Annotated in this window: 16 protein-coding genes; 10 read left to right on the top strand and 6 right to left on the bottom strand. The window is 61.6% G+C overall.

The genetic code is table 11. The annotated features are described in order from the left end of the window. The first annotated feature begins 191 nt into the window (after positions 1 to 191). The 6 genes from F0Q04_RS06155 (at position 192) to F0Q04_RS06130 (ending at position 6,322) form a co-directional block, all read left to right on the top strand. Positions 192 to 1,166 (top strand): glycosyltransferase family 2 protein, encoded by a 975-nt coding sequence (locus tag F0Q04_RS06155; RefSeq protein WP_182344938.1) that lies wholly within the window; start codon positions 192 to 194, stop codon positions 1,164 to 1,166. Then, on the top strand, positions 1,166 to 1,573 hold the full coding sequence (locus F0Q04_RS06150) for a GtrA family protein (RefSeq protein WP_182344937.1): 408 nt from the start codon (positions 1,166 to 1,168) through the stop codon (positions 1,571 to 1,573). The genes F0Q04_RS06155 and F0Q04_RS06150 overlap by 1 nt, the downstream gene beginning before the upstream one ends. Positions 1,574 to 1,741: 168 nt before the next feature. Continuing rightward, the gene (locus F0Q04_RS06145; protein ID WP_182344936.1) at positions 1,742 to 3,856 is read left to right on the top strand and encodes a DUF7657 domain-containing protein; all 2,115 of its coding nucleotides are present in this window, start codon (positions 1,742 to 1,744) and stop codon (positions 3,854 to 3,856) included. Positions 3,857 to 4,059: 203 nt separating this feature from the next. Next, on the top strand, positions 4,060 to 4,344 hold the full coding sequence (locus tag F0Q04_RS06140; RefSeq protein WP_182344935.1) for a GtrA family protein: 285 nt from the start codon (positions 4,060 to 4,062) through the stop codon (positions 4,342 to 4,344). 157 nt (positions 4,345 to 4,501) lie between these two features. Continuing rightward, positions 4,502 to 5,518, top strand: coding sequence for an acyltransferase family protein (locus F0Q04_RS06135; protein WP_182344934.1), 1,017 nt, complete (start codon positions 4,502 to 4,504; stop codon positions 5,516 to 5,518). A 21-nt stretch (positions 5,519 to 5,539) separates the two neighbouring features. Next, entirely contained in the window at positions 5,540 to 6,322 is a 783-nt protein-coding gene (locus tag F0Q04_RS06130; protein WP_182344933.1) for an HAD-IIB family hydrolase, read from the top strand. A gap of 105 nt (positions 6,323 to 6,427) precedes the next feature. Here the strand turns inward: F0Q04_RS06130 and F0Q04_RS06125 are convergent, their stop codons facing one another. Continuing rightward, complete coding sequence (locus tag F0Q04_RS06125; RefSeq protein ID WP_182344932.1) at positions 6,428 to 6,859, bottom strand: energy transducer TonB; 432 nt, start codon at positions 6,857 to 6,859, stop codon at positions 6,428 to 6,430. Between the two features lie 294 nt (positions 6,860 to 7,153). Here F0Q04_RS06125 and F0Q04_RS06120 point away from each other — a divergent pair, with 294 nt between their 5' ends. Beyond that, the gene (locus F0Q04_RS06120; protein WP_116926580.1) at positions 7,154 to 8,596 is read left to right on the top strand and encodes an NAD-dependent succinate-semialdehyde dehydrogenase; all 1,443 of its coding nucleotides are present in this window, start codon (positions 7,154 to 7,156) and stop codon (positions 8,594 to 8,596) included. 97 nt (positions 8,597 to 8,693) lie between these two features. Here the strand turns inward: F0Q04_RS06120 and F0Q04_RS06115 are convergent, their stop codons facing one another. Both F0Q04_RS06115 and F0Q04_RS06110 read right to left on the bottom strand, forming a co-directional pair. Then, on the bottom strand, positions 8,694 to 9,647 hold the full coding sequence (locus tag F0Q04_RS06115; RefSeq protein WP_182344930.1) for a lysylphosphatidylglycerol synthase transmembrane domain-containing protein: 954 nt from the start codon (positions 9,645 to 9,647) through the stop codon (positions 8,694 to 8,696). Positions 9,648 to 9,658: 11 nt separating this feature from the next. Then, entirely contained in the window at positions 9,659 to 10,696 is a 1,038-nt protein-coding gene (locus tag F0Q04_RS06110) for a glycosyltransferase family 2 protein (protein ID WP_182344929.1), read from the bottom strand. Between the two features lie 220 nt (positions 10,697 to 10,916). On the opposite strand from F0Q04_RS06110, the gene F0Q04_RS06105 reads away from it, so the two are divergent. The 3 genes from F0Q04_RS06105 to F0Q04_RS06095 are packed head-to-tail and all read left to right on the top strand — an operon-like array spanning position 10,917 to position 14,808. Then, the gene (locus tag F0Q04_RS06105; protein ID WP_182344928.1) at positions 10,917 to 12,464 is read left to right on the top strand and encodes an ArnT family glycosyltransferase; all 1,548 of its coding nucleotides are present in this window, start codon (positions 10,917 to 10,919) and stop codon (positions 12,462 to 12,464) included. Continuing rightward, positions 12,461 to 13,471, top strand: a complete 1,011-nt coding sequence (locus tag F0Q04_RS06100) for an NAD-dependent epimerase (RefSeq protein ID WP_182344927.1) — start codon at positions 12,461 to 12,463, stop codon at positions 13,469 to 13,471. The genes F0Q04_RS06105 and F0Q04_RS06100 overlap by 4 nt, the downstream gene beginning before the upstream one ends. After that, positions 13,468 to 14,808 (top strand): UDP-glucose dehydrogenase family protein, encoded by a 1,341-nt coding sequence (locus F0Q04_RS06095; RefSeq protein WP_182344926.1) that lies wholly within the window; start codon positions 13,468 to 13,470, stop codon positions 14,806 to 14,808. Before F0Q04_RS06100 ends, F0Q04_RS06095 begins: the two co-directional genes overlap by 4 nt. Before the next feature lie 86 nt (positions 14,809 to 14,894). On the opposite strand, the gene F0Q04_RS06090 is transcribed toward F0Q04_RS06095, so the two are convergent. The 3 genes from F0Q04_RS06090 to F0Q04_RS06080 form a co-directional block, all read right to left on the bottom strand. Further along, positions 14,895 to 16,391, bottom strand: a complete 1,497-nt coding sequence (locus F0Q04_RS06090; RefSeq protein ID WP_116926585.1) for an amino acid permease — start codon at positions 16,389 to 16,391, stop codon at positions 14,895 to 14,897. 134 nt (positions 16,392 to 16,525) lie between these two features. Next, positions 16,526 to 17,395, bottom strand: coding sequence for a D-hexose-6-phosphate mutarotase (locus F0Q04_RS06085; protein ID WP_182344925.1), 870 nt, complete (start codon positions 17,393 to 17,395; stop codon positions 16,526 to 16,528). Positions 17,396 to 17,566: 171 nt separating this feature from the next. Continuing rightward, positions 17,567 to 18,742, bottom strand: a complete 1,176-nt coding sequence (locus F0Q04_RS06080; RefSeq protein WP_198424364.1) for a type II asparaginase — start codon at positions 18,740 to 18,742, stop codon at positions 17,567 to 17,569. Positions 18,743 to 19,017 lie beyond the last annotated feature (275 nt).

Genomic DNA, 19,017 nt, shown 5'->3' with positions numbered 1-19,017 from the left:
ACACGCATTGGCATATCGAAAGATGATATTGATTAAATGCATTGATCCAGCAATAACATGCACGACGCCTTTGCCCCATGGCCGTTTTCCCTCCTTACTCCCTGCCATTTTCTGGAGCAGGCTTTGCAGGTTAACTTTCTGGCTCAGGCACAATGCGGCAGCCGTGTGAATGATTAAAAATAATTTCTGACATGACCGAATTTCCATCCCGCCTTTACCGCAACCAGCGTATCGCCGTCATCCTCCCTTGCCACAACGAAGAGCTGACGGTGCGCCCGGTGGTGGAAGGCTTTCGGCAAGCGTTGCCGGAGGCGGAGATCTACATCTTCAACAACCTCTCGACGGACCGCACCGCAGAGATCGCTGTTGAAGTGGGCGCACATCTGCGCAATGTCCATCTCAAGGGCAAAGGCAATGTCGTGCGCCGCATGTTTGCCGATGTGGATGCCGATATCTATGTGATGGCCGATGGCGATGCCACCTACCACGCACCATCGGCCCGCAAGCTCATCGACATGCTGATTGACCAGCAGCTGGACATGGTGGTGGGTGCGCGCGTCGAGGCTGAGCCCGAGCCCGGCGACACCGGCATCACCTACCGTCCCGGCCATCGCTGGGGCAACAAGCTGCTCACCGGCACGGTGCAGCAGATCTTTGGTGGCAGCTTTCGCGACATGCTCTCGGGCTACCGGGTGTTTTCGCGGCGCTATGTCAAATCCTTTCCTGCACATTCGCAGGGCTTCGAGATCGAGACCGAGCTCAATGTCCATGCGCTGGAGCTGCGCATGCCTTGCACCGAGGTCGATACGCCTTACGGCGCCCGGCCCGAGGGCTCGGCCAGCAAGCTGTCCACCTACCGCGACGGCTGGCGCATCCTCAAGACCATTGGCCGTCTGGTGGTCAGCGAAAAGCCTTTGCAGTTTTTTGGCTGGCTAGGCGCCGTCCTCGCGGTGGTAGCCATTGCATTGGCCATCCCCATCGTGATGGAGTACAGCCACACGGGCATGGTGCGACGCTTCCCGACCTTGGGCCTGGTGTCCGCCATGGTGGTTTGCGGCGGTGTGTCCTTTGTGACCGGACTGATCTTGCAAGCCATTACCTTGACGCGGCGCGAGATCAAGCAGATTGCTTATTTGGCTTCTGTGGCCAACACACCGAGCAAGTGATGCGGTTCAAGATCAAGCGCTCGGTGCTCTGGTTCCTGATTGCCGGCTCGCTCGCCTTTGTCGTTGATGTCGTGGTGTTGACCTTGCTGCGAGATGTGCTGGGGGTGTATGCAGCACGGGCCGTATCGTTCTGGCTCGCGGCCACCACCACCTGGCTGATCAACCGCAATATCTCCTTTGCGGGACGCAGCGCCTCCGGGAGCCTGCTGACCGAGTACCTGCGCTATCTGGGCCTGATGCTGGGCGGGGGCGCAGTCAACTTGGCGGTGTACTCGTTGCTGGCCTGGATCTTTCCCCAAGGCCCGCTGTGGCTGATGCTGTATGTGGCTGCGGGAACCTTGGTCGCAATGACGGTGAATTACCTGAGCATGACCCGGTTGTTGTACCGCCAGCGTACGGAAAACTGAGCCGTATCGGCACTGCAATTTTTCATGCCCACTGCGGCATGAATATATACCGCACTTGGCTGCATCCATTGTCAAGGTGCAGATAGTCCTCGATATGGAATACGGGGTGACCTAGGGCTCATGCCCCTAGACCACATCTATCGATCTAGCAGAAAACTGGAGCATAAAATGAAAACCATACGATTTAGATATCTACTAGTATTAATTTTCCTGCTGGCTGGCATTGTGTACGTTGGCAAAACTTGGTCTCCTTCCGCCTATGGCTATTTTTTGAAATACCATCTTGGCTATGAAGAGATTAAACCTGATTTTGGACAATCTAGACAAGTACGCAGTGATGAATGGGCCGTGGTCACCCCTTTGACCCAGGCAACAGTTAATAATAATTTCGAACGCTACAACAAAACATCGTTGTACGAGGAAGACCTGCGCATCAACTACGGTTTACCCATTGCAGATTGGGGCATCATTTTCAAACCCACCATGTGGCTGTATGGGTTTGTCAATCCGGCCTATGCTTACTCACTCCATTGGTTTGCTATCTTCGCGCTATTCATTGCTGGGTATGCATTTCTCTTCAAAAAATTCGGCGCCAGTGACAAGGTGGCTGTACTGCTTTCATTTGGCCTCTACTTCACGGGATTCAGCCAATTCTGGTGGAATGAAAAAGGTCCTCTGGTCGCACTTTTCCCCTGGGTCATCATCCCCTTTTTCTTGAAGATAAAGCCAATCTGGCAACTTTCTCTTTTTTATTACGCTGCTGTCTCCTGGCTGTTGACGAATCTCTACCCTCCAGTACAGATATCTCTGGCCTTTGTTGGCCTCATCATATTGATTTTACTGCTCCCCAAGCTCTTCAAGTTTCCAAACCTGGTCTATCTTCTGATATTTGCAGCACTTGCAGCCGCTACCGCAGCGCTCTACCAGTATGACTATCTCAAAGAGACGAGTGCGACTCTGTATCCTGGTGGACGACATATAACGGGTGGAGGTGTGCCAACCCGTTTTTGGCTATCCTGGTTCTTTCCTGCGATCAATTTCTCCTGGAGCTATAAAGACCTTGTAGGCATGAACATGTCCGAAATCGGAACGGTAGGCATGTATTACTACATTTCCGTTTTATGCTTATTGAACTACAAAAACTTCCATAGCCTTTGGAATGATGGAACCCATCGCAAAATTTTTATAGGCCTGAGCATTGCGCTCTTTATGCAGTGCGCCTGGATGTTTCTACCCATTCCGGCCAATATCGGAATAATCTTGCTATGGGACAATGTCCAGCCCCTCAGAATGCAATTTGCAAGCGGCGTCATACTCACACTCCTAGTATTTTATACCGCAAACATTGTAGGCATTGTCTTTTCTTGGCAACGCCTTTTGGCAATCCTTATTATTGCTGCTTGTGGCTGGTTCTTCTTCAAATACTCCGTCGCTCCAAAACGCTGGGAGGATTTGGCCTTTTTACCCATGATTGCAGTAGCATACCTAGTAGTTAAAAATAAAACACAGCATGCCAACACAGCCATTCTCATGACATCGGTGATATTTGGAGCACTGTTCTTCGGCAGATTCAATCCATTACAGTCGGCATGGCCTATATTCAATCTCAAAGACAATAAAATTATTGAGTACCTGCGCGAGCAGGAAAAATCCAACAACAACCTTTTGGTCGCCATGGATTTACCCGGCGCTACCGCCAATGGTTTGGGCTTTCGCTCTTTGAGCCACGTTACGCCTGTACCGCACCTTGATTTTTGGAAAAAGCACTTTCCTGAGCTTCCTGAAAAGGAATTCAACTATATTTTCAATAGGTATTCACATATCAATCCCTATCCGGCGTTGGAACCATCGCTTCGGCAGGCTGATTCGCTGGAAGTCCCCTACCGTCGTTTTGCCAAAGTGAACAACGCGTTGGCTATTGAAAACTACGCCTCGGACCTCAAAAAGCAGGGGCTCTATAATTTGGAGAAAACATATTCTAATGCCGTTGTTTTCAATGGATGGGGAGGGTGGCAGGGTGAATTGGCATCACGCAGTATGGAAATCATGGTGAAACCTACTCCTGCACAGCCGATTGAATGGGTGACCATGACTCGAGCCGACTTGCCTATCAACACTGGTAATTTAATCTCAGTATTTAACGGCTTTAGACTAACCATTCCGGGAAATTCAGGGAATATGCCCCGCTGCATGACCCTGATTACGGTTGATCAAAAGACAGGCGATCGGCTGCTCATGGAAAATCCTGCTTCTCTGCCTTATTGCAAGCCAGCCGCTAAGTGATCGCCGAAGCTCAGCCTCACTGTCGCATCCCGGATGATTGCGTAGATAAAAATCGCTATCCGCTGTTAATGGCGCGCTATGTTTTGCGACCGATCTGCTTGAGCCTGTAAGCCATCACCTTTACGCGGCGCGAGATCAAGCAGTTTGCTATTGGGCTTCTGTGACCAACACACCGAGCAAGTGATGCGAAGATCAAACGCTCGGTGCTCTGGTTCCTGATTGCCGGCTCGCTCGCCTTTGTGGTTGATGTCGTGCGAGATGTGCTGGGGGTGTATGCAGCACGGGCCGTATCGTTCTGGCTCGCGGCCACTACCACCTGGCTGATCAACCGCAATATCTCCTTTGCGGGACGCAACACCAGCGGCAGCCTGCTGACCGAGTACCTGCGCTATCTGGGGCTGATGCTGGGCGGCGGTGCTGTCAACATTGCGGTCTATTCGTTGCTGGCCTGGACCTTTCCCCAAGGCCCGTTGTGGCTGATTCTGTAGGTGGCTACGGGCATCTTGTTCGCGATGACAGTGAATTACCTGAGCATGACCCGGCTGTTGTACCGCCAGAGCCAAGAGCACTGATGCAGGCTGGGCAGCCATAACGCCAATGCGTGCGGCATGCAGGCTGTGAAACAATTAGAAAACTCTAGAGAATATGGAACGCATAGAACCGCAGCGCCTGCACAAGGCCAACAATTTTGACGCATTGCGCCTAGTGGCCGCTTTCGCCGTGTTGTTCAGCCACCATTACCCGGTGACCGCTACCGTGCCGCCCAGCTGGATGAATGTGGCAATGATTGGCGGCGTAGCTGTCATGGCTTTCTTTGTCATCAGCGGCTACCTGGTGACGATCAGCTGGTTTTCCCAACCGCGCCTGTGGGCGTTTTGCGCCAAGCGAGCGCTGCGTATCTGGCCTGCCTTAGCCACCGTGGTGCTGTTGGCGATGCTGGTGCTGGGCCCCAGCATTACCACCCTGCCGCTACGCGAGTACTTCTGCCATCCCATGACCTGGAACTACCTGCACAACCTACTGCTTGATATTCGCTTTAACCTGCCTGATGTTTTTGCAGCCAATACTTATCCCAACACCGTCAACGGTTCCCTGTGGACCATTCCCATGGAGGTGAGCTGCTATGCCGCACTGGCGGCAGCCGGAACTTTGGGCTTGTTGCGCTGGCGTTGGGTATGGGCTTGCTGCTGCCTGGCCTACCTGCTGTGGTTCCTGACCCAGATGACCATGGACCTGCGGGGCGTCATGACCCACTGGTGGGAGTTTCCTGCCTATTTTGTCTTTGGGTCGCTGATCGCCACGGTCAACGGCTGGTTTCTGCGCCATCGCTTCGCTTGCTGCACTGCTGCCTGTGCTGCCGGCGGGCTATTGTGGGCTTTCGGCTTTGCCTATTCGGCGTTGCTGCTGTTTCTGCCCGCTGTTCTTGTGGGGGTGGGCACCCTGTCCTGGCCAGTGCTTCGCCACGCAGGAGGCTGGGGTGATGTATCGTACGGGGTTTATCTGTACGCCTTTCCCATCCAGCAAACGGTTCGCCATCTCTGGCCCGAACTCGGTTTTTCCAGCAGTCTGGTGCTGGTGGCCACACTGACCTTGCTGGCCGGCTGGCTGTCCTGGCAGCTGGTAGAAGCGCCCACCCTTCGCCTCAAACGTTTTTTACGCTGACCTCTCGCTGTTCCCCTCTCTATGCTAGCTCTGACCCAATGGCAGCCGACTGCCCCCATCCTCGGCCTGCTGACCGATATCGACGACACCCTGACAACAGAGGGCGCCGTCCCTGACAACGTGGTGCAGGCCATCGCTGCCCTCAAGGCCCAGGGACTGGCGGTGATTCCCATCACCGGCCGCCCAGTGGGCTGGAGCGAGCCTTTTGCTGCCGCCTGGCCGGTCGACGCGATCGTGGCGGAGAACGGTGCCGTGGCGCTGCGCCGCAATGCCAGCGGCGGGCTGGACAAGCTCTACCAGCAGGACGAGGCCACGCGCATGGCCAACTTTGCCAAGATGCAGGCAGTGCTCACGCAGATCGAGCAAACGGTGCCGGGGGCGCAGCGCGCCACCGATTCGGCCGGGCGCGAATGCGACATTGCGGTGGACCACAGCGAGTTCACGCAGATGCCGCAGACCGATATCGACCGCTGCGTGGCGCTGATGCAGGCGGCCGGCATGAATGCCACCGTCAGCTCCATCCACATCAATGGCTGGTTTGGCGGGCACAACAAGCTCGAAGGCGCGCGCTGGATCGTCAAGACCTTGTTTGGGCGCAATCTCGACGCGGAAATCGGCCAGTGGTGCTATATCGGCGACTCCACCAACGACCAGCTGATGTTCCAGCACTTCGACAACAGCTTTGGCGTGGCCAATATCGCGCGCTTTGTGCCCCAGCTGCAGCACCTGCCGCGCTATGTGACGCGTGGCGAGCGCGGCGCTGGCTTTATCGAGCTGGCCGAGCGCATCTGCGCGCTGAAGTAAGCGCCTCGCCTACAAACTGATCGCTCCTCCACTGCAAAAACGCCCGCGGCACTTCAGGTGCAGCGGGCGTTTTGTCGTGCAGAACGCGCGAAAGCGCGGTCTGTCTCAGGGCTTGAAGTCGAACTGCTGCTGCAGGATGACCTTCATCGGCTGGTTGTTCTTCATCGCGGGGCGGTACTTCCACTGGCGCACCGCGCGCTCCACCTCGGTGGCCATATCGCGGGAGGTGGTGGTCAAGGTCTTCACATCGCTCACCGCACCATCGGTGTCGACGACGAACTGCACGCGCACGCTGGCCGGTTGTGGCTGGGCGCCTGCGGGGTAGGGGAAGCGGGGCGATGCACCGGTCAACAGCTGGGGCGCCGAGTCGCAGGCATTGCCTGCGCAGCCGGCCGCTGCAGGGGCCGCGTTGGCGGCAGGGGCCGTGGTCGCAGCAGCGCCAGCATCAGGCGTGGGAGCCGGCGCATTGGTAGCGCACCCTGCCAGCAGTGCGGCAAGAACGGTGACAACGGCAGAACTGGTACGGATCAATGGCATGGTCTGAAGCTTCCAAAAGTCTCATGGTGGTGCGGCCCAGGCCGCCCTGGCGTGCACAGGGCGCGGCGCAACAACGCTGCCCGCGCGGCAAACCCCATGTTTTACCACGGGCCTGCGGCTCTATTGTGGAGAAATCCGGTACATGCCCGCCCCAGCATGTCGAAATTGCCGTGCGCGACTACGCACACCGGCATGAACGGTTAGGATTTACAGCTGTTCGCCCGCAGCCATCCATCGGCTGCGCGCGACGGCCCGACCACTGGATACCTCCAAGACACGCAAGGAAAAATGGCAATGACCACTGCATATCCGGATACCCGACTGCTGATCAACAACGAATGGTGCGATGCCTCCGACGGCAAGACCATCGATGTGGTGAACCCCGCCACGGGCAAGCCCATCGGCAAGGTGGCCCACGCTACCAAGAAAGACATGGACCGTGCACTGGAAGCCGCCCAGGCGGGTTTCCTGGTCTGGCGTGCCACCCCCGCGATCGAGCGCGCCAACATCATGCGCCGTGCCGCTGGCCTGCTGCGTGAGCGCGCCGAGCAGATCGGCCGCCTGCTGACCCAGGAGCAAGGCAAGCCCTTTGCCGAAGCCAAGGGTGAAGTGCTGGCTGGCGCCGGCATCATCGAGTGGTTTGCCGATGAAGGTCTGCGCGTCTATGGCCGCATCGTGCCCGCCCGCGTGCCCAATGTGCAGCAGCTGGTGATCAAGGAGCCGGTCGGCCCCATCGCCGCATTCACGCCCTGGAACTTCCCTGTCAACCAGGTGGTGCGCAAGTTGGGCGCGGCACTGGGCACCGGTTGCTCCTTCCTGGTGAAGGCCCCAGAAGAAACCCCCGCCTCGCCTGCTGCGCTGCTGCAGTGCTTTGTCGATGCCGGCCTACCCAAGGGCGTGCTGGGTCTGCTGTTTGGCTCGCCTTCGGAGATCTCCGAGTACCTGATCCCGCACCCGATCATCCGCAAGGTGACCTTCACCGGCTCGACCGTGGTGGGCAAGCAGCTGGCCGCGCTGGCCGGCGCCCACATGAAGCGCGTGACCATGGAGCTGGGCGGCCATGCCCCGGTGATCGTCGCCGACGACGCCGATGTGGAACTGGCCGTCAAGGCCACGGCAGCTGCCAAGTTCCGCAATGCCGGCCAGGTCTGCATCTCGCCCACCCGTTTCCTGGTGCACCGCGATGTGAAGGACGCCTTTGTCAGCGCCTTCGTCAAGCATGCCGAAAGCCTGAAGCTGGGTGATGGCCTGACGGACGGCACCACCCTGGGCCCGCTGGCCAATGCCCGCCGCCTGACCGCCATGGCCCAGGTCGTCGAAGACGCCGCTGCCAAGGGCGCCAAGGTTGCCACCGGTGGCGCACGTGTAGGCAGCGAAGGCAACTTCTTCGCGCCCACCATCCTGGCCGATGTGCCGATGAACGCCTCGGTGTTCAACGACGAGCCCTTTGGCCCGATCGCCGCGATCCGCACCTTCGACAAGCTTGAAGACGCGATCACCGAAGCCAACCGCCTGCCATTTGGCCTGGCAGCTTACGCCTACACCCGTTCGTACAAGAACGTGCAGCTGCTGTCCAACCAGATCGAAGCGGGCATGGTCTGGATCAACCAGGCGGCCACGCCAACGGCCGAGTTCCCCTTCGGCGGCGTGAAGGACTCCGGCTACGGCAGCGAAGGCGGCCCCGAAGCCATGGAGGCTTACCTGAACTCCAAGGCCGTGTCGATTACCGCCGTGTAAAGACCGTCCAAGGGCCTGTGCGCAGGCCTTGGGCACAAAAAAAGCAAGTCTGCGGACTTGCTTTTTTCTTGGGCGCAATCATCAGGACGCGCAGGATTCAGGATGCTGCATCCGCCTCGCGCTCGCGCCGGCTGGGCAGGCCAAAGGCCACAGCGCCCAGCGCGCCCTGCACCAGCGCATACACGCCATAGATCAGCCCCACGCCGACGGCCAAGGCCGCTGGCACGCCAAAGGGCGCCAAGGCCGCGGCACTGGCCGCTTCACGCGTGCCCCAGCCGCCCACGCTGACCGGCAAGGCCGCCATCAGAAAAATGGGCGCCATCGCAAAGGCCCAGGCGGCCAGGTCGAGATGAATGCCCAGCGCCAGCCCGCCCAGCGCCAGGGCAGCGGCAGACAGCAGCTGCACCAGCGCAGAAGAGCCCGCCTGTACCAGCATCTGGCGGTTGAAGTCCGGCCGCGCAGCGGCCTGCAGCAAGGGCTGCAACCAGCCCGGCAGGCTGGCCGCCTGGCGCCGGCCCAGCCACCACAGCAGCAGCCAGGGCAGAGCGATCCAGACGATGGTGCCCAGCAGCATCAAAGCCTGCAGCGCCGCTGGAGAAATATGCAGTACGGGCGCCAAGGCGTTGGCGGAGAGCGCCGCGCCGATGGCACCGATGGCGCAGAGCATCCACAGGCCGCTGAAACGGTCCAGTAGGACCGACAGCGAAGCGGCGGCCTTGCCCTGGCCACTGCGCTGCAGCACCACGGCGCGGTAGACATCGCCACCCACCACAGCGCCGGGCAGCAGCGCATTGAGGCCAATGGCCTGGAAATACCAGCGCAGCGCATCGGGCCAGTGCATCGGCGCGCCCAGCCACTGCGCCAGCGCGCGCCAGCGCCAGGCAGAGACCACGTTCGATGCGATGGCCGCCGCCAGCCCCGCCAGCAGCCAGCGCCCATCGGCCGCACGCAGCCGGGCCCAGAGAGCAGCAGGGTCGGCAAAGTAGGCCACGGCGCCGAGCAACGCGGCGCCACACAAGGCCTTGATGCAGGCTTTTTGTGTACGGTTCACACCAGGGGCGCTTAAAGACTCGGAGCGGCAGCGGGCTGCACGCTTGGCATACGGCCGGCATGGGCGTCCAGGCGCACCATGCGGGGGGCGTCGCCCGTCTCGTCGATCACATAGTCGTCCGCATAGTACTGGCGGCCACCGCCCGACTCGTAGTAGATGCGCGTCAGCAGCTCCCCGATCAGGCCGGCAGCAACAAAGGTCATGCCCATCAGCACCAGCATCACGCCAATGATCAGCAAGGGCCGCCCGCCAATGCTCTCACCCATCAGCTTGACGATGAACAAATAGGCCAGGATCAGAAAACCTGGCGTGGCCAGCCACAGGCCCAGGCCGCCAAAGGCGTGCAGCGGACGCTGGCGGTAGCGCATCAGGAACACCATCAGGATCAAATCCAGAATCACGCGGAAGGTGCGGTCAATGCCGTACTTGGAAACCCCCGCCGTGCGGGCATGGTGGCGCACCGGCACCTCGGTGATGCGGGCACCGGCATCGCGCGCCAGCGACGGGATGAAGCGGTGCAGCTCGCCGTAGAGGTGCACGCGGTCAATGATGTGGCGGCGGTAGGCCTTGAGCGCGCAGCCATAGTCGTGCAGCTGCACGCCGGTGGCGTTGGAGATCAAACGGTTGGCAATCTTGGAGGGCAGCTTGCGCGAGATGGCCGCATCCTGGCGGTCCTTGCGCCAGCCCGAGACCATGTCCACGCTCGGGTCGGTCTCCAGGCGGTTGAGCAGCAGGGGGATGTCATCGGGCTCGTTTTGCAGGTCGGCATCCAGGGTCACCACATAGCGGCCCTGCACGCGGTCAAAACCGGCCTGCAGCGCGCTGGACTGACCGTAGTTGCGCGCCAGGATCACCGGGCGCAGCCAGGGGCGCGTGGCAGCCAGCTCCAGCAGGCGCTTGGCGCTGTCGTCCTTGGAGCCATCGTCCACGGCAATCAGCTCATAGCTCAGCGGCTGCGAGCGCATGGCCGCGTCAATCCGGTCGACCAGGGTGATCAGATTGTCGAACTCGTTGTAGATGGGGACGACGATGGAAACAGCAGGAGACATAGAGGGCACATTGCAAAAAGCCGCTCAAACAGGCGGCTGGACCGAGACCGGAACCGGCATGCGGCGCAGCCCAACCGGGGTTGGCGACTCTTGTGGCATTGGTAAAACAGTGGTCGCCTATACTACCTGATCCGCTCTTTCCTCTGCTGCTGATGCGACAGGCTGGTGCCGCGCCTCAGGGCTGCGGGCCCTGTATGCACCCGCATTTCGTGTTTCTGCCATGACGTCTGCGTCCCCCTCCTCCGCCAAAGATTGGCAGTCCCAGCTCTACCGCCACCCCTTGGCCTGGGTGCTGGTGCTGGCCTGTGCACATGTCCTCTCGCGCGTGGCCATCTCGGACGGCATGAAATGGGACGAATCCGAACAAATCCTCTGGTCCCAGCAGTTCCTGCTGGGCTATGGCGCCCAGCCTCCTGCTTACAGCTGGCTGCAATGGCTGGTGGGCCAGCTGCTCGGGCCCACGGTGCTGTCGCTGTCGCTGGTCAAGCACAGCCTGATCGTGCTGACCTATGTGCTGGCCTGGCAAACCGGCCGCGCGCTGCTGCCGGCCAAGGGCGCCTTCTGGGTCGCCGGCGGCCTGCTGCTGATGCTGCCCTTTGGCTGGGACAGCGTGCGCGACCAGACCCACACCATCCTGGTCACCGCGATGGCCTTTGGCGCCTGGTGGATGGCCTTGCGCCAGGTGCGCGCGCCAGATTTGGTCAATTTTGTCGGCCTGGGCATTTTCTGTGGCGTCGGCATGCTGGCCAAGTACAGCTTTGCGATGCTGATCGGCGTGTTTGCCGTAGCCGCCTTCAGCGTGCCCCAGGTGCGCCGCGCGCTGCTGGGCCGGGGCTGGTGGCTCGCGCCGCTGATTGGCCTGCTGATCTTTGCGCCGCACGGCTTTTGGCTGCTGCAGCACTGGCGTGAGGCCACCACCGAGACGATCCACAAGATGGACATCTCCACCCAGGTCTCCCACCTCAAGGGCCTGGGCGCGCTGGCGACGGCTGTGTTCTCCACGCTGGGGCTGTGGCTGCTGGTCAGCCTGGCCAGCTACCGCAGCCGCTTGTGGAAGGCTGACCCCACCCCATTGCCCGCCGCAGATCTAGCTCTACCTGAATGGCGCATCTGGGCCTGGCCGCTGCTGTGGCGCTACCTGGCGCTGGTGTTTGCCATCCTTGTGGCCATGGTGCTGGTGGGCGATGTCAGCAGCTTCAAGCAGCGCTGGGTGCTGCCGCTGACGGCCGTGGCGCCGCTGGCCCTGTATGTCTGGCGCCCGCGCCTGCTGGCCGATGGCGTGGGCCGGGGCTACACCACCACGGTGCTGGTGTTTGCGTTGGTCTTTCTGACCTTGGCAACGGTGCGCCCCTGGCAGTCCAACCTGCGCAAGGATCCCGACGAGCTCAACCACCCCGTCGCGCAGCTGAGCGCGTCGCTGGCGGCTGCGGGCTATGACGGCCAAGGCGTCATCGTTGGCTCGGACAACATGGTTGCCGCCATGCTGCGCTCGCGCAACCCCGGGGCCTATGCCACGGCCTGCACGGCCGAGTTTGGCCGCATGGCCGACTGCCTCGCTCAAGCCCGCGCCAAGGCCGCGCAAACCGGCCGCGGCCTGCTGTACATTGCCCGCATGGACAAGGCCACACCCGCCTGGTGGGAGCCGGTGCTGGCTGCGGCGCCCGGCGCGTCCGTGCAAGATCTGACCCTTCCGTTTTCCCATATGCGTGCCAGCACGCCACCCATGCACTACCAATTTGTGTGGCTGCCCGCACCCATCACACCATGAAACCTGTTCTCGTCACCGGCGCTGCCGGTTTTATCGGCATGCACTGCGCGCTGCGCCTGCTCGAGCGCGGCCTGCCCGTGGTTGGCATCGACAACCTCAACAGTTACTACGATGTTGCGCTCAAAGAGGCGCGGCTCGCGCAGCTGCAAAGCCATCCCCACTTCCGCTTCATCCAGCTCGATCTGGCCGACCGCGCCGGCATGGCCGCGCTGTTTGATGAGGTCCAGCCCCGGCGCGTGCTGCACCTGGCCGCCCAGGCAGGGGTGCGCTACTCGATCGACCAGCCCGACGACTACACGGATGCCAACCTGCTGGGCTTTGGCCATGTGCTGCAGGGCTGCCGCAAGCACAAGGTCGCGCACCTGGTCTATGCCAGCAGCTCCAGCGTCTACGGCGGCAATGCCAAGATGCCTTATGCCGAGAGCGATGCCGTCGACCACCCGATCAGCTACTACGCGGCCACCAAGAAGGCCAACGAGCTGATGGCCCACACCTACTCGCACCTCTACCAGATGCCCACCACCGGCCTGCGCTTTTTCACGGTCTACGGGCCCTGGGGCCGGCCGGACATGGCCTTGTTCAAGTTCACCAAGGCGATCCTGGCGGGCGAGACCATCGACGTCTATGGCAATGGCCAGCTGGTGCGCGATTTCACCTTCATCGACGACATCGTCGAAGGCATTTTGCGCGTGCTGGACAAACCGGCCACGCCAGATAGCCACTATGACGCGCTGCAGCCCAACCCGGGCACCAGCACCGCGCCCTACCGCATCTTCAACATCGGCAACAGCCAGCCCACCGTGCTGATGGACTACATCGCCGCGCTGGAGTCTGCCCTGGGCATGCAGGCCAACAAGCGCATGCTGCCCATCCAGCCGGGCGACATGCACAGCACCTCGGCCGACACCCGGGCCTTGCAGGCCTGGGTGCAGTTCGCCCCCTCTTTCACTGTCACAGACGGAATCCAGCGCTTTGTCGACTGGTACCGCTCGTTCTACCGCGTATGAAAGTCACTGTTTTTGGAACCGGCTATGTCGGTCTTGTTCAAGGCGCCGTGCTGGCCGATGTCGGCCACCAGGTGCTCTGTGTCGATGTCGATGCCGCCAAGGTCGCCGCGCTGCAGGCCGGCCAGATCCCCATCCATGAGCCGGGCCTGGACAAGCTCGTCACCAGCAACCATGCCAACGGCCGCTTGCGCTTTACCACCGATGCAGCCCAGGGCGTGGCGCACAGCGAGGTCATCTTTTTAGCAGTGGGCACGCCCCCTGACGAAGACGGCAGCGCCGACTTGCAGTACGTGCTGGCCGTGGCCCGCACCATTGCCCAGCACATGGATGGCCCGCGCATCGTCATCAACAAATCCACCGTGCCGGTGGGCACGGCCGACAAGGTGCGCGCGGTGATCGCCGAGGGCCTGGCAGCTCGCGGCGCCAGCCACGGCTTCGACGTGGTCTCCAACCCGGAATTCCTCAAGGAAGGCGCCGCCGTGGCCGACTGCCAGCGGCCGGACCGCATCATCATTGGCACCAGCAACCCCGCATCCGAGGCGCGGCTGCGCGAGCTGTATGCGCCCTTCAACCGCAACCACGACAAGATCGTGGTGATGGATGTGAAGAGTGCCGAGCTGACCAAGTACGCCGCCAACGCCATGCTGGCCACCAAGATCAGCTTCATGAACGAGATCGCCAACCTGGCCGAACGCCTGGGCGCCAATGTGGAGGCGGTGCGCCGCGGCATTGGCAGCGATCCGCGCATTGGCTACCACTTCATCTACCCTGGCGTGGGTTATGGAGGCAGCTGCTTCCCCAAGGATGTGAAGGCCCTGGTGCGCACGGCCGAGGAGATCGGCTTCGATCCCCTGCTGCTCAACGCCGTCGAAGCCCGCAATGAGGCCCAGCGCAATGTGCTGTTCGAGCGCATCAGCGCCTTTTATGGCGGCCAGCTGCAGGGCAAGACGATTGCGCTGTGGGGCCTGGCCTTCAAGCCCAATACCGATGACATGCGCGAGGCGCCCAGCCGTAACCTGCTTGAATCGCTGTGGGCCGCTGGCGCCCGCGTGCAGGCCTATGACCCTGTCGCCATGCAGGAGGCCCAGCGCATCTATGGCCAACGCAACGACCTGGTGCTCGCTGCCGACCCCGAGGCCTGCTTGCAAGGCGCCGACTGCCTGGCCATCGTCACCGAGTGGCAGATCTTCCGCGCGCCCGATTTTGGCCAGCTGGCCCAGAGCCTGCGCGACCGCATGGTCTTTGACGGCCGCAACCTCTATGATCCTGCTTTGGTGGCCGGCTATGGCCTGGGCTATGTGTCGATTGGCCGCCAACCGGTGCCACGCAGCGAATAAGGCCGCTGGCGATCAACCACAAAAAAAGCGAGTCCTCCGACTCGCTTTTTGCTGCATGGGGGCCACTGCTGCAGCCCGCGCCCCGCTTATTTGTCGCCCACCACCTGGCCATCAAAGCGCATATCGGCATAGGCCACGGTGCGGCTGCCTTTGGCCCAGCGGTAGCCCCACCAGATCAGCAGGAACACCGGCAGGCCGATATAGGTGGCCACCACGCCGCCCCAGTCGATATGGTCTTTCAAGAAGGCCTCGTAGTTCTGACCCAGCGTGATGACCAGGCAGAGCACAAACGCAAAGATGGGGCCAAACGGGAACCAGGGCGAGACATAGGGCAGCTGCGACACATCATGGCCCTGCGCCAAAAAGCCCTTGCGGAAGCGGTAGTGGCTGATCGCAATGCCCAGCCAGGCGATAAAGCCGGTCATGCCCGAGAGGTTGAGCAGCCACAGGTAGACGGTCTGCGGGCTGAACAGAAAGCTGAAAAAGCACAGCCCGGCCATCACCGTTGTCGCCAGCAAGGCCATCACCGGCACGCCATGGCGCGAGAGGCGGCCAAAAATGCGCGGCGCCATGCCCTGGCAGGCCAGCGTGTAGAGCATGCGGGTGGAGGCATACATGCCCGAGTTGCCCGCTGACAGCACGGAAGTCAGCACCACCGCATTCATGATCACCGCAGCGGACAGCAGGCCCGCCTTCTGGAACACCAGCGTGAAGGGGCTGACGCTGATATCGCCGATGTCATTGCGCAGCAGATGCGGGTCGGTGTAGCTCACCAGCGAGCCGATCACCGCAATGGCCAGGACATAGAACAGCAGGATGCGCCAGAACACCTGGCGCACCGCGCGCGGTATGTTCTTGGCGGGGTTCTCGGATTCAGCTGCTGCAATGCCAATGAGCTCGGTGCCCTGGAAGGAAAAGCCCACGATCATCGCCACACCGATCAAGGCCGCAAAGCCTCCGGCAAAGGGCGCATCGGCCACCTGCCAGTTGGCGATGGCGCCCCAGACGCCGTCGGTAGGCCCGCCTTTCAGAATGCCAAAAATCATCGCCACGCCCAGCGCGATGAAAACCAGCACCGTCGTCACCTTGATCGCGGCAAACCAGTACTCGGCCTCGCCAAAACCGCGCACCGAGATGGCATTGAGGGCCACCATCAGCAGCAGGAACAGCGCGCTCCACCAGTAGCCCGGCACATCGGGGAACCAGTAGGCCATCACCAGCTGCGAGGCCACCAGATCGACCGCAATCGTGATGGCCCAGTTGTACCAGTAGTTCCAGCCCAGCGCGAAGCCAAAGCCCTCGTCCACATAGCGCGCGCCATAGGTGGCAAACGAGCCCGACACCGGCATGAAGGCCGCCAGCTCGCCCAGGCTGGTCATCAAAAAATAGACCATCAGGCCGATGACGCCATAGGCCAGCAGCGCGCCACCGGGCCCCGCCTGCGCAATGGTGGCGCCCGAGGCCACAAACAGCCCCGTGCCGATGGAGCCGCCAATGGCAATCATCGACAGATGGCGCGCCTTGAGATCACGGCGCAGTTCATTGACTGGCGCGGAAGAAGATGAAGACCCAGAACCCGGCATACACAAAAAAGCATGGCCACAAGCGCCATGCCGACAATGACAAGGCCGCCATTATCGGGTTTTCCCCTGCTCTGCGGTAGTGTCCGCCCACAATTCCGCCACAGGGCGCGTGTTTCCTTGAGGGCGCGTTGGCGTCAGCCCAAGGTCAAGGTCTGGCTGATCGACCATGGCTGGCCCGGAGCCAGCTGCACCGGCGTGTCGATGCTGGCCGCCTCCACACACAGCATCTGGCGCCAGCCATCATCGGGCATATCGGCCAGGCTGTGGCTCAGCAGCAAGCCCGGGTTCCAGACCACCACCTCGCTGGCCGTGCTGCTGTGGACAATCTCCAGCCTGCGGCCGGACGGCACCTCGGGCTGGCGCAGCTGCAGCGCCGTGCCCGCTGCGTCCGGTGTGGAAAACACCCGGTCAAAGCCCTGCTCGGTGGTCGTGGCAAAACCCACATCGCCCGGCGGCTGCACAAAGCGGGTATCGGCCAGTGCATCCCAGCAGGCCAGGCCCTGCAGGCCGGACAACCGCGTTTGCGCCACATCGTCCACCTGCAGGTAGCTGTGCAGCGCGCAGGTCATGGACCAGGCGACCTGGTCGGTGTTCTGCACATCCAGGCGAATGGAGAGGCTGCCCGCCTGCACGCCAATGCGCAGCCGCGCATCAAAGGCATGGGGCCAGTAAGCGCGCGTGGCCTCGCTGTCCGTCAATTGCATCACGATGCCGGCTTCATCGCCCTCCCGCATCTGCCAGGGCAGGTTGCGTGCAAAGCCATGCTTGGGCAGCGGCCCGCGCGTGTTGAACTGTGGAAAGCAGACCGGCACACCGCCGCGAATCGCCGCCTGGCCATCGCGCAGGCTGGCCGGGCTCAGATACAGGTGCTCACGGCCATCGGCCGTTTTCCAGGACAGCAGCTGCGCGCCCTGCTCGGCCACCACGGCCGATGACCCGTCGGGCCACTGGGCACACCAGGCGGCAAAGCCTTCGTAACTGATTCGGGTCCACGCATGCGCCATCTTCTTTGCTCCTGTGAATGCAGCGATTGTGACATTGGCAGCGGCCCCCGCTGCCGCTGGCGAGCAACGCAGCGGACAGAAAAAAGGACAGCGCTTGCTGTCCTTTGGTATGCGCGATGGGGTTGCGCATTGTCGAAGCAGGTGCCCAGCCTCAGCCGGGCACGCTGGCGATCAATATTCCCAGAAAATGCGCTGGATTTCCTTGGGGTCGTTGGTCTTGGTCAGCGCCAGCGCTGCCAGCAGGCGGGCTTTTTCCGGGCGCAGGTCATGCGCGACCACCCAGTCGTACTTGTCATCGGGCTGCTCGGCATTGCGCAGCACAAAGCCATAAGGCACGCGTGCCGAGCGGATCACCTGCACGCCCTTGCTGCGCGCTTCCTGCAGCGCGGGGACGATGCGGTCCGCCACCGAGCCATTGCCGGTGCCGGCATGCACGATCGCCTTGGCGCCGGTGCCGACAAATGCATCAATCGCAGTGCGCGGCACATTGCCGTAGCTGTAGACCACTTCGACGGCAGGCAGGCTGGATATGGTGTCGATGTTGAACTCGGACTGCATCGTGTGGCGCTTGATTGGCGCACGGAACCAGTAGTTCTTGCCTTCCACCACCATGCCCAACGGGCCCCACTGGCTTTGGAACGCGCTGGTCTTGATGTTCACATCCTTGTTCACATCACGCGCGGTCTGGATCTCGTCGTTCATCGTCACAACCACGCCCTTGCCTTCGGCATCCTTGGACGCTGCCACGCTCACGGCGTTGACCAGGTTCAGAGCGCCATCGGCCGACAGCGCGGTGCCTGGGCGCATCGAGCCCACGACCACGATGGACTTGTTGGTGTGCACCGTCAGGCTCAGGAAATAGGCCGTCTCGGCCAGCGTGTCGGTGCCGTGGGTGATGACCACGCCATCCACATCGGGCTGCTTGACCAGCGCAGAGACGCGCTTGGCCAGCACCAGCAGGTTGTCGTTGGTAAAGCTCTCGGAGGCAATCTGGAAGACCTGCTCACCGCGCACCTGGGCGACCTTGGACAGCTCAGGCAGGCCGGCGAGCAGCTTGTCCACCGGCACCTTGGCGGCGCTGTAGGTGGCGCTGTTCATTGCCGATGCACCGGCGCCGGCAATCGTGCCGCCGGTGGCCAGCACGACCACATTGCGCTGGCCTTGCTGGGCCACCTGAGGCGCAGCCGCTGGCGCTGCAGCAGGTGCGGCGGCAACGGCAGGGGCCGCCGCAGCGGCTTGGGTGTTTTGGGGGCCGCTGGCGCAAGCGCCCAGGCTCAGCGTGACCGCCAGGGTCACAGCACTCAGTGCGGGAAACCGCCAGCGGGCCGCTTGGGACACCTGCAGCATTGTTGTCGATTTGTGTGGCATCAGTAGCACCTCGTGTCAAAAGCCGCTATCTTAGAAACAGTGTGCGGGCTGCGCATTGGTGAACACACCTATGGTTTTTTGCAAGCCCATAGGTTGAAAGATTGACGCCCAGGCGACGGTTCGCCGACACAAAGACACCCGCCCCTCTAGGGCTATGTTGGCCGCCCGCCAAGGGGGTCGCGGGCGCCGCTAGACTTGCCGGATCGGGGTTGTTACCACTGTTAATATCAACAGCTGCTTACCATGCAGCGCCA

The organism is Comamonas koreensis (assembly GCF_014076495.1).
Taxonomy (GTDB): domain Bacteria; phylum Pseudomonadota; class Gammaproteobacteria; order Burkholderiales; family Burkholderiaceae_C; genus Comamonas; species Comamonas squillarum.
This window is presented reverse-complemented; position numbering and strand designations above follow the sequence as displayed.

Coding starts and splice junctions, on each gene's coding strand:
- F0Q04_RS06155 (WP_182344938.1), top strand. CDS start 192: ATGACCGAATTTCCATCCCGCCTTTACCGCAACCAGCGTATCGCCGTC.
- F0Q04_RS06150 (WP_182344937.1), top strand. CDS start 1,166: ATGCGGTTCAAGATCAAGCGCTCGGTGCTCTGGTTCCTGATTGCCGGC.
- F0Q04_RS06145 (WP_182344936.1), top strand. CDS start 1,742: ATGAAAACCATACGATTTAGATATCTACTAGTATTAATTTTCCTGCTG.
- F0Q04_RS06135 (WP_182344934.1), top strand. CDS start 4,502: ATGGAACGCATAGAACCGCAGCGCCTGCACAAGGCCAACAATTTTGAC.
- F0Q04_RS06130 (WP_182344933.1), top strand. CDS start 5,540: ATGCTAGCTCTGACCCAATGGCAGCCGACTGCCCCCATCCTCGGCCTG.
- F0Q04_RS06125 (WP_182344932.1), bottom strand. CDS start 6,859: ATGCCATTGATCCGTACCAGTTCTGCCGTTGTCACCGTTCTTGCCGCA.
- F0Q04_RS06120 (WP_116926580.1), top strand. CDS start 7,154: ATGACCACTGCATATCCGGATACCCGACTGCTGATCAACAACGAATGG.
- F0Q04_RS06110 (WP_182344929.1), bottom strand. CDS start 10,696: ATGTCTCCTGCTGTTTCCATCGTCGTCCCCATCTACAACGAGTTCGAC.
- F0Q04_RS06105 (WP_182344928.1), top strand. CDS start 10,917: ATGACGTCTGCGTCCCCCTCCTCCGCCAAAGATTGGCAGTCCCAGCTC.
- F0Q04_RS06100 (WP_182344927.1), top strand. CDS start 12,461: ATGAAACCTGTTCTCGTCACCGGCGCTGCCGGTTTTATCGGCATGCAC.
- F0Q04_RS06095 (WP_182344926.1), top strand. CDS start 13,468: ATGAAAGTCACTGTTTTTGGAACCGGCTATGTCGGTCTTGTTCAAGGC.
- F0Q04_RS06090 (WP_116926585.1), bottom strand. CDS start 16,391: ATGCCGGGTTCTGGGTCTTCATCTTCTTCCGCGCCAGTCAATGAACTG.
- F0Q04_RS06085 (WP_182344925.1), bottom strand. CDS start 17,395: ATGGCGCATGCGTGGACCCGAATCAGTTACGAAGGCTTTGCCGCCTGG.
- F0Q04_RS06080 (WP_198424364.1), bottom strand. CDS start 18,742: ATGCTGCAGGTGTCCCAAGCGGCCCGCTGGCGGTTTCCCGCACTGAGT.